The sequence below is a fragment of the Clostridiisalibacter paucivorans DSM 22131 genome (genome assembly GCF_000620125.1).
In the GTDB taxonomy this organism is placed as follows: Bacteria; Bacillota; Clostridia; order Tissierellales; family Clostridiisalibacteraceae; genus Clostridiisalibacter; species Clostridiisalibacter paucivorans.
Genome location: NZ_JHVL01000044.1, coordinates 15,215 through 29,789, shown reverse-complemented (window position 1 = coordinate 29,789; position 14,575 = coordinate 15,215). Strand labels below are relative to the sequence as shown.

Here is a 14,575-nt window from a genome sequence, read left to right as displayed (position 1 = left end):
AGGACAGAGCTTTACGACTCGAAAGCCTTCATCGCTCACGCGGCGTCGCTGCATCAGGGTTTCCCCCATTGTGCAATATTCCCCACTGCTGCCTCCCGTAGGAGTCTGGACCGTGTCTCAGTTCCAGTGTGGCCGTTCACCCTCTCAGGCCGGCTACCCATCGTCGCCTTGGTAGGCCTTTACCCTACCAACTAGCTAATGGGACGCGGGACCATCCTATACCACCTGAGTTTTGACCCATGCATCATGCGATGCTAAGGTTTCATGGGGTATTAATCCCGGTTTCCCGAGGCTATCCCCCTGTACAGGGCAGGTTTCCCACGCGTTACTCACCCGTCCGCCGCTTTCCACTTTTAATTTCACCCGAAGGATCTTTTGAAAGCTTCACGCTCGACTTGCATGTGTTAGGCGCGCCGCCAGCGTTCGTCCTGAGCCAGGATCAAACTCTCAAAATAAAATTTGTCTGGCTCATGCACTGTTCAATTTTCAAAGACCAACTTTTTTCTTTTATTGATGACTCTTACTATGCTACCACATAAAATATCTTTTGTCAAGATGTTTTTGAAATTATTTTAATATATTTCTTTTGTGGTTTTCCTCCAGTAAATGAGGACAAGTATTAATATAACAGAAATCCAAAATAATTTCAAGTGTTTTTTTGTTTATTATCAATATTTTTTATTCATTGTATCCAATAATCCCTTTAATTTATTTAAATCCTCAATATATACTTCTTTTAAGTTCCTCCTATAAATTACTGCTGCTGGATGATACAAAGGAAACAATGTATATTCTACGCCATTTATATTATGATTTATAATATTACCATGATATGTTGTTATCTTAGATTTGAGATTCCCAGTAACAGCTCCAAGGGGTGTATTACCCAATGTCACAATTATTTCAGGAGATATTATGCCTATTTCTTTAATAAGTAATTTTCTCCATTCTCTTATTTCTTTAGCTGTAGGTGGCCTATTTATAGCATTTCCAGTTTTTTTACTAGCCTTTGTTGGCCTATATTTAACCGTATTAGTTATATATATATCTTTTTTTTCAATTCCTAATATATCTAAAAATTCATCTAGATATTTACCTGCCTGACCTACAAAAGGTGCCTTTAATTCCACTTCTTTTGCACCAGGCGCCTCTCCTATCAGCATTATTTTACTACTATATTCTCCCTTTCCAAAGACTATATCTTTATCACTAAATCTATAAGATATATAATCGTTGAATTCATATATATCTTTTATATCTACTATATCCACAATTATCACCTTCACTCTTTATAATTCTAGCTTTTCAAATCTTCATACATTTCTTTTATAGCTTTAAAATCTTCCCATGCATACTTTTTTTTATTCGCATCTCTCAGCAATGCAGCAGGATGATATGTAGGCATTATATGAAATCTGCCTTTTTTGATCCATTGACCTCTTTGTTTAGTTATTCTGAAATCTGGAGATATAATATGTCTGGCAGAAACTGCACCTAGACATACAATAATCTTTGGATTAATGATTTTCACCTGCCACCTTAGGTACTCAATACATTGTTTACTCTCTTCTTCTAAAGGATTTCTATTATTGGGTGGCCTACATTTAACTATATTAGCTATATATATATCGCTCCTCTTTAGGCCTATAGCGTTGAGCATCTTGTCCAAAAGTTTACCTGCAGCCCCTACAAAAGGTACGCCTTGTTTATCCTCATTATATCCAGGGCCTTCTCCTATAAACATTATATCTGCATTCCCATTTCCATCTCCAAAAACTACATTAGTTCTTCCATTACATAGATTACACTTTTTACAATTAATGCAGTATTTTTTTAATTCCTCAAGGGTATACACAGATTTCACCCCCCCTATTTTCCTATAGTTTATATTATAACCCAATATACTAAATATCTACAAATATATATAGGTTATAGTTGGCAGTTCCCAGTCCTTAGTCTACTTAAAGTTTACAAAAAAGACACCCATAAATAGGGTGCCTAGATTATTAAATATAACAAAAGCATAAAAAGTTAGTTGTTAGTAGCTCAATGACAAAATCCACAGGATTTCTACCATTAACTACTAACTTATAGCTACTACCTACTAACTTATAACTATCTCTTACAAAACTATACTATCACAATTAATCCATAGGTTTCATAGTTGGGAACAGTATAACATCTCTTATAGACGATTGATCTGTTAAAACCATCACCAATCTATCTATTCCAATTCCCAGTCCTCCCGTTGGAGGCAATCCTACTTCTAATGCATTTACAAAATCTAAATCCATCATATGTGCCTCTTCATCGCCAGCTTCTCTCTGTTTTAACTGATCTTCAAATCTTTGTTTTTGGTCTATTGGATCATTTAACTCTGAAAACGCGTTGGCAATTTCCCAAGTGTTCATAAATGCTTCAAATCTCTTAGTTCTTCTTGGGTCTTCTGGGTCTCTTTTAGCCAATGGAGAGACCTCAACTGGATGGTGAGTAATAAATGTTGGCTGTACTAGATGTTCTTCACCATATTCTTCAAATAGTGCATTTATAACATGCCCTCTCTTCATCCCAGCAGTAATCTCTATGCCCTTTTCTTTAGCGACCTTAATTGCCTCTTCATCAGTATTTATTTCTGAAAAATCAACTCCTGCATATTCCTTCACTGCTTCTTCCATAGTCATCCTATTCCATGGCGGTGTCAAATCTATATCTGTACCTTGATAATTTATTTTAGTTGTTCCCAATGCCTTCTTAGCTGCATAGGCCACAACATTTTCTGTAATCTCCATCATATCATTAAAATCTGCATATGCTTGATATAACTCTATTGCAGTATATTCGGGGTTATGTTTTATGGACATACCTTCATTTCTGAACATTCTGCCCATTTCATATACTCTATCAAATCCTCCTACTATAAGCCTCTTTAAATATAACTCATTGGCAATCCTCAAATACATATCTATATCTAAGGTATTATGATGAGTAATAAATGGTTTTGCTGTTGCACCTCCAGCTATAGTATTCAATATAGGCGTATCAACCTCTAAAAATCCTTTATTATCTAAAAATTCCTTTATAGCCTTCAAGATTTTAGATCTCAATACAAAGGTTTCCTTTACTTCAGGATTCACTATAAGATCTACATACCTCTGTCTATATCTTAAATCAGGATCTTTTAATCCGTGAAATTTTTCAGGCAAAATCTGTAAAGATTTTGTAAGCAATGTCACTTCCTTTGCTTTTACAGATATTTCTCCCCTTTTAGTCTTAAATACTTCACCTTTGATTCCAATTATATCTCCTATATCATATAATTTTAACAATTTATATTCATCTTCACCTAAATTATTAATATTTAAAAATGCCTGTATCCTTCCTTCACTATCTTGAACATCCATAAAACTTGCTTTTCCATGTCCCCTTCTAGACATTATTCTTCCAGCTATTGTAACCTCTTGCCCTTCCATGCTATTGAAATTCTCTATTATGTATTTACTATGATGACTTACTTGATAATTTTCAATTTTAAAAGGATTTTTTCCCATTTCTTTTAGCTGTTCTAACTTTTCCCTCTTTTGAACTAGCATTTCATTAAGGTTACTTTCATTGTTCATCTCTTAATACGCCTCCCATATCATCTACTTATCTCTAGTATTTCATACCTTATTATACCATCTGGAACCTGTACATCAACAATATCTCCAACCTTTCTACCTATCAATGCATCACCAACAGGAGATTCATTGGATATCTTCCCTTCATATGGATCTGATTCTGCAGAACCCACTACTGAATACTGCACTTCTTCATCATATTCTAAATCCTTAACTCTCACTTTAGCCCCTACATTAACTACATCTAAAGAAACATCTTCATCATCAATTACCGTAGCATTTTTTAGCATATTTTCCAATTTGAAAATTCTTTCTTCTACCTGTGCTTGTTCATTTTTTGCTTCATCATATTCTGAGTTCTCACTGATGTCCCCAAAAGCTATAGCTTGCTTTATTCTTTCTGCAACCTCTTTCCTTCTCACTGTTTTCAAATGTTCCAATTCGTTTTCTATTTTTTTTAATCCCTCTAGGGTTAAAACCACTTGCTTCTGCGTCACCAAAACTCTCTCCTTTTTTCTATTAATTTATCTAAGATTTAAATTTAAATATCAACTTGCTATTGACAATTATATACTAACTCTTTATATATGTTGTTTATTATAATTTAGTAGTATTATGTTGTCAAGATTTTTACAATCAATTGAAATTATATGGATATTATATGTGTCCAATACTTTTTATATTACAACGATTATAACAGATTATTTTAAATTTTTCCAATTATTCTTGTATTAATTTTAAATACTTTTTAAGTTCATCAGCCAATTCCTCTTTATCATTTATCTTATTAATTTTTCCCCTTAAAACAGTAGCATTTTTCATTCCCCTTACATACCACCCTATATGTTTCCTCATCTCTTTTACTGCTACCTCTTCTCCTTTTAATGACGCTAACAGATCTAAATGCCTAATTATTACATCTACTTTTTCTTTAGGATTAGGTTCAGCGGGAACTTCTCCTGTATTAATATAATGTAATGCCCTTCTAAATATCCATGGATTTCCCCTGCTACCCCTAGCTATCATAACACCGTCACATCCAGTATAGTCTAACATCCTTTTTACATCTTGTGGTTCGAATATATCTCCATTTCCTATGACAGGTATATCTATAGATTTTTTTACTTTTTTAATCATATCCCAATCAGCATCTCCAGAATAAAATTGTTCTCTGGTTCTTCCATGTAATCCTAGTGCCTTACCACCACATTGTTCAATTATTTTGGCAATTTCAAGTATATTAATAGATTCTCTATCCCATCCAACTCTAGTTTTAACTGTCACTGTCTTTTCCGATGCCTTTACTACCTCCTCCACTATTTTTTTTATCAGCAAAGGCTCCTTCATCAATGCACTCCCGTCACCATTTTTCACTATTTTAGGTGCAGGACATCCCATATTTATATCTATAATATCTATATCTTCATTGGCATTTAAATATCTTTTTACTACTTCTGACATTATATAGGGATCTGAACCAAATATCTGTACACCTATGGGCTTTTCATCGGAACTTATTTCAGTTAATCTCTGAGTTTTTTTATCTCCATAGTAAAGCCCTTTACAACTAACCATTTCTGTATATACTAGCCCTGCTCCCATTTCTTTGCATATTATCCTAAATGCCATATCTGTTATACCTGCCATAGGGGCCAAAAATATATTGTTCTCAAGATTTGTATTTCCTATCCTCATATTATATCACCTCTACATATCTACAAAAAAAGCAGTCTCTCGACTACTTGTTTAACTCGTATATAATTCTTAAGCCCTCTAGTGTAAGCATCTTATCTATTTTATTTATGGTTTTAGATTCTGATGCTATAAGGGTAGATAATCCACCAGTACCTACTATTGCCTTAGTTTCTTTGCCAATCTCTTTTTTCATCCTATCAACTATGTAATCTACTATTCCCACATATCCATATACTATTCCTGATTGTATACTGGATATAGTATTCCTACATATTATGTTTTTTGGTTTCTTAATCTCTACTTTTGGCAGTTTAGCTGCTCTCTGAAATAATGCCTCACTAGATATCTTTATTCCTGGTGATATGGCACCTCCTAAATATTCTCCTTCTTCAGATATTGCACAAAATGTTGTAGCTGTTCCAAAATCAACTATTATAAGGGGGCCACCATACTTCTTATATGCAGCAACAGCATTTACAATCCTGTCTGCTCCCACTTCCCTGGGATTATCATACCTTATGTTCATACCTGTCTTTACTCCGGGTCCCACTATTATAGGTTCTTTACCACAATATTTTATACTCATTGCTTCTAATGTATACATAAGAGGAGGAACTACCGAGGATATTATAATAGACTCCACTTCTTCTAATTCAAGACCATTATATTTAAATAATCTATCTATTAACATACCATATTCATCAGAAGTTTTATTTTTATCTGTAGCCACTCTCCAAAAATTTAATAATTCCTCTCCTTCATATACACCCAGAGTTATGTTGGTATTCCCCACATCAAAAACTAAAATCAAAACTTTCACCTTCTCTTTTGAAATATTAAGCAGGCATTAAGCCTGCTTTTAGATTGTTGACAAACTTATAATCAAATTATTTCTCTAATGTTGTTTTCTTAAACTCATTACAACTCCAGTTACAATAAGCATTGCAACTATCACTTCAGGAATACCATTGGCTATTCCTATCCCAAAAATCACCTTGCCTGCCAAATCAGTATTTCCTCCTATTTTCTCAACAAATTGTTGAGCATACAATATATATATCATAAATAGCACTAAAACTGTATTTGTCAATGTTCCCAATGCAGCAGATATAACTACTTCTAATGCTTTATAATTTAATTTTTTTTGTGCTAAATATCCTATAATCAATGTCACTAACACTAATAACCCAGATAATACAATTTGCCACATACCTATTCCCTCAGTATTAAGCTGAGTAATAAAACTTTTTATTAAATATATAAGTGTTGACATCCATATAATAAATAGTGTAACAATAGAGGCACCTCTTCCCATTTTTTTAAACACAATATAGGAATAATATGCAACTAAACCAATTAACACTCTAGGTAATAACGAAACCAATGGATTCAGAAATACAAAGGATACCGGTGTCGGATTCATTATGGCCTGTATCATACTGAAAATTCCAAATATTAGCCCTACCAACATCCCTACTACAGGTCCTTCAACTATAGCACCTATTATTACAGGTATGTGCATAATGGTGGCCCTAGTAGGCCCTATAGGAATAAAGCCCAGTGGCGTCAATCCTAATACCGCAGATATAGCACCCAATACTCCTACAATGGTAAGCTTTCTTACCGATAAAGACATAGAACTACTTTTTAACATTTTTCCAACCTCCCGCTCTAGTTCCATATAATGGATACTAGTCGAATTTTTATTTTTTTTAAAAAAAGGGGTCTAGCTCTTATGATGCTAGCCATTTTTCGTCTTTTATTTTAGCAGTTTTAATATAGATATGCAACAACTAATTTCAAAATCTTAGTATTTTTATAGCTTAAAAATATCCATTAATTCCTCTTATTGAAATTTCTCCTGAAAATAGCTTCTCTCTCCTTTTATCTCTATATTCCACTATCAACTGCCCATTATCATCTATATCAACCGCCATAGCCCTATCTTTTTCTTTTCCTTGAGAAAGTATTCTAATCTCTTTTCCTAATAATACTGAACCTTCACGACATATATCTATAGTCTCTGTAAGTTTACCTGATTCTATAAACTCATCGTATAAAATTTCAAATTTATTTAAAATATTTGATACTAATTTTTTTCTATCTTCCTTGGATCCCTTTTCTATCAATATAGATGTAGCCTTATCTTTTATTTCATTAGGAATATCATTTTCATTGAGATTTACATTTATCCCAATCCCTACTACTATGTAATTTATTTTATTTAATTCTCCACTCATTTCAGTTAATATGCCACATACTTTTTTTTCATTTAACACTATGTCATTAGGCCATTTAATCCCTGGATCTAAGCCTATATTCTTTATCCCATCGTAAACTGCTGCCGCTGCTATTTGAGTAATTTTAGACGCATGTATTGGATCAATATTTGGTTTTAAAATTACAGACATCCATATGCCCTTACCTTTGGGAGAAATCCAATCCCTTCCTAGCCTTCCACGACCCCCTATCTGTTCTTCGCTTAAAATTACAGTTCCTTCTAATGCACCTTCTTCTGCTAACTCCTTTGATTTGACATTAGTAGATTTTACAGTATCAAAATGTACTATATGCTTACCTATAAATTTCGTGTTGAGCATATCTTTTATTTCACCTTCAGTAAGTATATCAGGTATATCCATCAGTTTATATCCCTTTCTTGAAAAAGACTTGATATCATATCCCTCTGCCTTTAATTGATTTATATGTTTCCACACTGAAGTTCTACTTATTCCTAATTTTTCACTTATCTGTTGTCCTGACATAAAACTTTCTTTATTGTCCTTTAAATATTTTATTATTTTCTCTTTCATATCCGCAAATCTCCCATTGTTTTTAGTAGATTATAACACAACAAAAAAGGTTAGTAGTTAGCCGTTAGTAGCTAATAGTTTAATGATGAAATTCATAGGTTTTTCATCATCAACTACTAACTACTCGTTGCGAACTACTAACCTTTTATTAAAACAATCCTTCTATCACTCCATCTTTATCTATATCCATTTTATTTGCAGCAGGTACTCTAGGCAGACCTGGCATAGTCATTATATTTCCCGTAAGAGCAACTAAAAAACCTGCCCCTGCTGAAGCCCTAATATCCCTTACTATTATGGTAAATCCTTCAGGTTTGCCTAAAAGGGAAGGATCATCGGAAAGGGAATATTGAGTCTTTGCCATACATATAGGTAATTTATCTAATCCTATATCATTATATTTTTTTATATTCTTTAAGGCCTTTTTACTAAATTCCACTCCATTAGCCCCATATATTTCTTTTGCTATGATTTCAATCTTGTTTTCAATAGTATCATTCTCATCGTATATAGGTTTAAAGTTAGAAGACTTATTTTCTGATATTTCCACTACTTTCTCAGCAAGGGCTATTCCTCCTTCTCCACCTTTAGCCCAAACATCTGATAGTACCACGTCCACATTCATTTTCTTGCATTTGTCTTCTATTAATTTAAGTTCTCCTTCTGTATCTGTAGGAAATTTATTGATTGCTACTACAGAAGGTACTCCAAATTTAGATATATTCTCAATATGCTTTTCTAAGTTCCCAAAGCCCTTCTTCAATGCCTCTATATTTTCCTTGCTCAAATCTGCCTTAGCAACTCCTCCATGCATCTTCAATGCCCTCACAGTGGCAACTATAACTACGGCATCGGGATTTAGCCTTGCAAATCTACATTTTATATTAAAGAATTTTTCAGCACCTAAATCCGCTCCAAATCCTGCCTCAGTTACTACATAATCAGCAGTCTTAAGTCCCAATTTTGTAGCCATAACACTATTGCATCCATGGGCTATATTGGCAAAGGGTCCTCCATGTATTATGGCAGGGGTATTTTCCAATGTCTGAACTAAATTAGGGTTTATTGCATCTTTAAGTAAAATAGTCAATGCGCCTGTAGCTTCAAGATCATCTGCTGTTATAGGTTCATCGTCATGATTATATGCAACTATCATCCTACCCAATCTCTTTTTCAAATCCATTAAATCGTTAGCTAAGCATAAAATTGCCATTATCTCTGATGCCACTGTGATATCAAATCCATCTTCTCTAGGGACTCCATTTGTCTTGCCCCCTAAACCTACGACTATATTCCTAAGGGCTCTATCGTTCATATCTAATACCCTTTTCCATACAACCTTTCTAGTATCTATATTTAATTTATTACCTTGATGTATGTGATTGTCTAACAATGCTGCCAATAAGTTGTGAGCTGTGGTAATGGCATGTATATCCCCTGTAAAATGTAAGTTTATATCCTCCATAGGAATTACTTGGGCATATCCTCCACCAGCTGCTCCACCCTTTATTCCAAAACTTGGCCCTAAGGATGGCTCCCTCAATGCAGATACAGCTTTCTTACCTATTTTATTCAATGCCATACTTAACCCCACATTAGTAGTAGTCTTTCCTTCTCCTGCTGCAGTGGGATTTATAGCAGTGACCAACACCAATTTGCCATCTTTTTTACCCTCTATTTCATTCCATATATCACTGGATATTTTACCCTTATAATTTCCATATAATTCAATATACTTAGTTTCTATACCCAGTTTTGTTCCAATATTATCTATAGTTTCCATCTCTGCCCCTTGGGCTATCTCTATATCAGACTTTATATTATTCATAATAATTAAAGCTCCTTTACTTTCTCTAAGAATTTTTTTGAGTCCACTATATACCTCGTATGTCTTCCTTTGCCTATCTGTTTTTTCTCATCATAGGCCTCTACCTCAAAATACAGCTTTTTTCCTTCAATTTTTACCAATTTAGCCAATGCCTTCACCTTCATTCCCACAGGTGTAGCTGCAATATGATTCACATTTACATTTATTCCCACTGTAGAATACTCTTCTCCCAATTCTTTATCTACAGCAGTAAGTGCTGCATTTTCCATAAGCCCCACCATCATAGGAGTAGCATATACCTCTATACCACCACTTCCAAATTTTGCAGCAGTTGAATTCTCATCTACCAATGCTTCAACCTCTGCCTCCATACCTATTCTAAGATTAAACTCCATAAAATCACCTCCGCAAGTATTCAACAACATTATAACATAATAATTAAGGTTCTACTTTAGTAAATTCAGCTTTTATGCTATCTAACAATTGTTTATCTTTTATCACATCTAATCCTGTCCACACTAATGCCCCTATAGTCTTTACCATTTGACTATAGGCAAATGGTTTAATAGTCTCTTCTGCAAATTCTCTAGTATGAGCTACTATTTCCTTTTCACTTATTGCAAAATAAGGATGTATTGTAGGGCATACATGACTTACATTTCCTGCATCTAATGAACCAAAACTCTCTTTAGGTTCTTGGATATCCTTAACTCCCATATCACGAAGATGCTTCACATATATATCTGATAAAATACTATTGGTTATCAGGTTATCATATGATGCCTCATAATTTCTAATCTCAAGTTCTGTACCTGCTGCCAACGATGCACCTCTAGCACAATTTTTTACCCTTTCTGATAATTCTTTTAAATATGTCTTTGTGGTGGCCCTGGTATAAAACTGTGCTATTGCTAAATCTGGTACTATATTGGCTGCCCTTCCACCGTCTTTTATAATGCCATGTACCCTTGCATCAGTTCGTATATGCTCTCTCATTGCATTTATATTATTAAATGTATTTATAGCTGCATCCAAAGCATTTATACCTTTATCAGGGTTAGATGCTGCATGGGCTGTCCTTCCTCTAAATACAAATTCTATGGCATCCATAGCCAAAGATGCACCACTTTTATAGTGCTTTTCAGCAGGATGGGCCATTAATGCAATATCTATATCATCAAATGCACCATTATCAGTCATATAAACCTTACCTCCACTGGTTTCCTCGGCTGGAGTCCCAAAAACTACCACTTTACCTCCCAAATCCTTTAAAAATTTGCTAAGGGCTATTCCTGCACCAGTACTTGTAGTCCCCAGAATATTATGCCCACATCCATGGCCTATATCAGGAAGGGCATCGTATTCTGATAAATATGCCACAGTAGGTCCTTCTTTTCCACTATCAAATACAGCCCTAAATGCTGTCTCCATACCCATATACTCTTTTTCTACTTTAAAACCATGTTCCTGAAGTAGTCTCTCATGGACATCACAGGCCTTATATTCTTCATATCCTAATTCAGGATTTTTATAGATATATTCACTAAGTTCTATCAATTCTTCTTTTATATCCTTTATAATATTCTTTATATCTTCCTTCATATATTAACGCCCCCCTATATTATAATTCCTCTCTTTTTATAACTCTTCCTATCCTTCCATTAATAATTTTATTTTCTTTTACTGCTATTTGCCCATTAACTATAACATAATCTATGCCATTAGGTGGTAATGTAGGATTTTCAAATGTTGCTCCATCTATTATGGTGTCTTGATTAAATATAACAATATCTGCATCAAATTCAGGCTTTATTTTTCCCTTTGATTTAAGTCCCAATCTCTTTGCTGGCATAGATGTCATCTTCCTTACAGCCTCTATAAGGGATAATGCTTCCTGTTCTCTAACAAATCTACCTAAAACTCTAGGAAAAGTACCTGCTCCCCGAGGATGTCCCTGCCCCCTATTATATATACCATCACTGGCTACCATGACAAAAGGAGCCTTTATTGCCTCTATTACTTCATCTTCATTCATAACAAATGCCACAGCTAGCATTTCAGGGTGATTTTCCCTGGCATCATAAAACATATTTTCATCGCATCTCATGCCTTTGTATGGCGTCTCAGTAAGCAATATATCATTGTAAGATTTATTCCATAATTCAAGACAACCTTCATCAAATACGGCTGAACCTATCTTAGTACTAAAGGCATCGTAAGGATAGCAATCCGCCTTAACATCTACTCCATCATCTATGGCCTTTTGAATCACTTCTAGAGATTCTTTCATCATCCCATATGCAGTACAGCTACCAAGATGAGATATTTGCATAGGTAATCCTGTAATTTTAGAAATTTCTATCATTTCATCTATAGATTTTATACCATATTTAGCATCTTTTCTATAATGGGCAGATATCAAAAATCTATCCCCTTTCAAAGGCCTACACAGTTCTATAACCTCTTCAAATTCTACTCCTGGAGAGTATTCAAGTCCAAATGATATACCTATTATACCACTCCCAATAGACTCTTTTACTATATCTTGCATCTTTTGTATTTCCATTTTTGTAGCATGTCTATATCTATTGTCTATTCCTACCATTTCCCTTAAATAATTATGTCCCAATGCCGATAAATAGTTGACTGGTGACCCATTTTTATTTATAAAATCAAAAAATTCTTCAACACTTTGTCTATTGTTTCCACAATTACCTGCTACACAAGTGGTAGCCCCCATTTTAATCATATTATTAGCTATGTCATAATCATCTCCATCAGTAGAATATCCAATCTTTTCTTCATGCATATGGATATCTATGAATCCTGGAGATACAATTTTCCCTTTAGCATCTATAGTATTTTTCCCTTCTGATGGACAATTTCCCACGTCAACAATCTTGCCATCTTTTATTCCTATATCTCCATCAATAAATCCATTGGCATCTAAATCTATAATTTTACCATTAACTATTTTTAAATCATACATTTTTTTCCCTCCTTTTTAGTAATCACAAACTATATGAGTAAAAACGAGGTAAATATTACCTCGTTTAACATTCTATATAATTCAACTGCTATTTTTTTAAATTTATTATACAAAGTCCAGTATATCCATTATATCTTTTATTTAATTTAGGGTACAGTTTTTCTTCTATTCTCATTATGAAATATAGCATCCTCAAAAGGGTCCATAATTAACTACACTTGCAAACAATAGAAATCCAGCACCTATAGCCACCCAAACAAGCATAAGGGGCCATAAAAATTTAACCCATTTTTCATAAGGAATTTTAGCTATAGATAATACACCCATTAATGCTCCCGATGTAGGTATTATAGAGTTAGTAAACCCATCTCCAAATTGATATGCCATAACAGCAGTTTGCCGCGTCACATCTATAATATCCGCAAGGGGAGTCATTATAGGCATAGTAGTTGCTGCCTGACCACTACCAGAGGGTATAAAGAAATTAATTACTATCTGTGTTATATACATGCCCAATACAGAAATAGATTTAGGTAGTGTTTGGATAGCTGAGGCTAAGCCATTTATTATGGAATCTATAATCATACCATCCTGCATAACTACCAATATCCCCCTTGCCACCCCTACAACTAATGCACCAAATACTATAGATTTAGCCCCCGATACAAACTCCTGTGCAACTCTACTAGGGCCAAGTTTTCCTAAAAAACCACCTATTATGCCCATAGCCAAAAATGTAGATCCTATCTCTGTAATGTACCAACCGTATTTAAACACTCCAAAAATTATAGTAGCAAACCCTACAATTAATGCCAGTAAAACAAAATAATGCTGTGTTTGAAACTTTGGTATATTATCTAAATCAATCACTTGAGCCTTTTCTTGTAATTCCAGCTCTCGAACAACACTCTTTTCAGGATTGTTTTTTACTTTTTCAGCATATCTCATCAAATATATGGTAGTAGCCACTACCATTACTACCAATATAGCCAATCTTATAGCTATTCCAGAGAACATAGGTAATTCTGCTATTCCTTGAGCCACTCCTACAGTAAAAGGATTCATAAATCCCGATGTAAATCCACATGCAGCACCTAAAGTAATCATAGCAGTACCAGTTATTGAATCAAATCCCAACGCCCTCGCTAGTGCAATGCCTATGGGTACAAATACTATGGCCTCTTCCGCCATACCTATAGTTCCACCTGCTATAGAAAACATCAATACAAATATGGGAATCATCATTTTTTCTTTTCCTTTTAAACTCAATGCTATTTTAGCTATAGTAGCTTCTATAGCTCCAGTACCTGTTATTATCTGAAATGAACCGCCAACAATAAATATAAAAAATATTATTGTAGATGCACTTTTCATTCCCTTTGGTATAGATTGAAATAAGTCAAATATTCTTGTTGGATTTTGTTCTACATTATGAAAAGATTCTGGGTCTACCACAGTCCTATTTGTACTAGGATCTTCAACTCTTTCAAACTCTCCTGCTGGTATTACATATGTCAATATTGACATTATCAATATTACAGAAAAAAGAATAACATACGTATGGGGTACCTTAAACCTCTTCTCAGTTTTCATATTACTAGACATATAAAACCTCCTCATAATATTTGGATTT

Annotated in this window: 13 protein-coding genes and 1 rRNA gene; all 14 read right to left on the bottom strand. The window is 34.2% G+C overall.

Features of this window, described 5'->3' with window-relative positions; all coding sequences use genetic code 11:
* Positions 1-455, bottom strand: a 16S ribosomal RNA gene (locus Q326_RS0111780); the annotation flags it as partial.
* Between the two features lie 213 nt (positions 456-668).
* Positions 669-1,271, bottom strand: coding sequence for a uracil-DNA glycosylase (locus Q326_RS0111775; RefSeq protein WP_245592098.1), 603 nt, complete (start codon positions 1,269-1,271; stop codon positions 669-671).
* A gap of 26 nt (positions 1,272-1,297) precedes the next feature.
* A complete protein-coding gene (locus tag Q326_RS0111770; RefSeq protein WP_026895579.1) occupies positions 1,298-1,855 on the bottom strand; it encodes a uracil-DNA glycosylase in 558 nt (185 codons plus the stop codon).
* A 289-nt stretch (positions 1,856-2,144) separates the two neighbouring features.
* The gene (gene lysS / locus Q326_RS0111765; protein ID WP_026895578.1) at positions 2,145-3,617 is read right to left on the bottom strand and encodes a lysine--tRNA ligase; all 1,473 of its coding nucleotides are present in this window, start codon (positions 3,615-3,617) and stop codon (positions 2,145-2,147) included.
* Positions 3,618-3,637: 20 nt separating this feature from the next.
* Positions 3,638-4,114, bottom strand: a complete 477-nt coding sequence (gene greA, locus Q326_RS0111760; protein WP_284071438.1) for a transcription elongation factor GreA — start codon at positions 4,112-4,114, stop codon at positions 3,638-3,640.
* Positions 4,115-4,337: 223 nt separating this feature from the next.
* Positions 4,338-5,312 carry a tRNA dihydrouridine synthase DusB gene (gene dusB / locus Q326_RS0111755; protein ID WP_026895576.1) on the bottom strand — a complete coding sequence of 325 codons (975 nt, stop codon included), beginning with the start codon at positions 5,310-5,312 and terminating at the stop codon, positions 4,338-4,340.
* Between the two features lie 43 nt (positions 5,313-5,355).
* On the bottom strand, positions 5,356-6,132 hold the full coding sequence (locus Q326_RS0111750; RefSeq protein WP_431188267.1) for a type III pantothenate kinase: 777 nt from the start codon (positions 6,130-6,132) through the stop codon (positions 5,356-5,358).
* Between the two features lie 75 nt (positions 6,133-6,207).
* Positions 6,208-6,966 carry an ECF transporter S component gene (locus tag Q326_RS0111745; protein WP_026895574.1) on the bottom strand — a complete coding sequence of 253 codons (759 nt, stop codon included), beginning with the start codon at positions 6,964-6,966 and terminating at the stop codon, positions 6,208-6,210.
* 169 nt (positions 6,967-7,135) lie between these two features.
* A complete protein-coding gene (locus Q326_RS0111740) occupies positions 7,136-8,125 on the bottom strand; it encodes a biotin--[acetyl-CoA-carboxylase] ligase (protein ID WP_026895573.1) in 990 nt (329 codons plus the stop codon).
* A gap of 148 nt (positions 8,126-8,273) precedes the next feature.
* Positions 8,274-9,953, bottom strand: a complete 1,680-nt coding sequence (locus Q326_RS0111735) for a formate--tetrahydrofolate ligase (RefSeq protein ID WP_250160339.1) — start codon at positions 9,951-9,953, stop codon at positions 8,274-8,276.
* Between the two features lie 5 nt (positions 9,954-9,958).
* Positions 9,959-10,348: a thioesterase family protein gene (locus tag Q326_RS0111730; RefSeq protein WP_026895571.1), complete on the bottom strand. Its 390-nt coding sequence runs from the start codon at positions 10,346-10,348 to the stop codon at positions 9,959-9,961.
* 43 nt (positions 10,349-10,391) lie between these two features.
* Positions 10,392-11,555 (bottom strand): M20 family metallopeptidase, encoded by a 1,164-nt coding sequence (locus Q326_RS0111725; RefSeq protein WP_026895570.1) that lies wholly within the window; start codon positions 11,553-11,555, stop codon positions 10,392-10,394.
* 19 nt (positions 11,556-11,574) lie between these two features.
* On the bottom strand, positions 11,575-12,942 hold the full coding sequence (locus Q326_RS0111720) for an N-acyl-D-amino-acid deacylase family protein (protein WP_026895569.1): 1,368 nt from the start codon (positions 12,940-12,942) through the stop codon (positions 11,575-11,577).
* 192 nt (positions 12,943-13,134) lie between these two features.
* Entirely contained in the window at positions 13,135-14,547 is a 1,413-nt protein-coding gene (locus Q326_RS0111710; RefSeq protein WP_026895568.1) for a YfcC family protein, read from the bottom strand.
* Positions 14,548-14,575: the final 28 nt, after the last annotated feature.

Coding starts and splice junctions, on each gene's coding strand:
- dusB (WP_026895576.1), bottom strand. CDS start 5,312: ATGAGGATAGGAAATACAAATCTTGAGAACAATATATTTTTGGCCCCT.
- lysS (WP_026895578.1), bottom strand. CDS start 3,617: ATGAACAATGAAAGTAACCTTAATGAAATGCTAGTTCAAAAGAGGGAA.
- Q326_RS0111745 (WP_026895574.1), bottom strand. CDS start 6,966: ATGTTAAAAAGTAGTTCTATGTCTTTATCGGTAAGAAAGCTTACCATT.
- Q326_RS0111725 (WP_026895570.1), bottom strand. CDS start 11,555: ATGAAGGAAGATATAAAGAATATTATAAAGGATATAAAAGAAGAATTG.
- Q326_RS0111720 (WP_026895569.1), bottom strand. CDS start 12,942: ATGTATGATTTAAAAATAGTTAATGGTAAAATTATAGATTTAGATGCC.
- Q326_RS0111710 (WP_026895568.1), bottom strand. CDS start 14,547: ATGTCTAGTAATATGAAAACTGAGAAGAGGTTTAAGGTACCCCATACG.
- Q326_RS0111740 (WP_026895573.1), bottom strand. CDS start 8,125: ATGAAAGAGAAAATAATAAAATATTTAAAGGACAATAAAGAAAGTTTT.
- Q326_RS0111730 (WP_026895571.1), bottom strand. CDS start 10,348: ATGGAGTTTAATCTTAGAATAGGTATGGAGGCAGAGGTTGAAGCATTG.
- Q326_RS0111735 (WP_250160339.1), bottom strand. CDS start 9,953: ATGAATAATATAAAGTCTGATATAGAGATAGCCCAAGGGGCAGAGATG.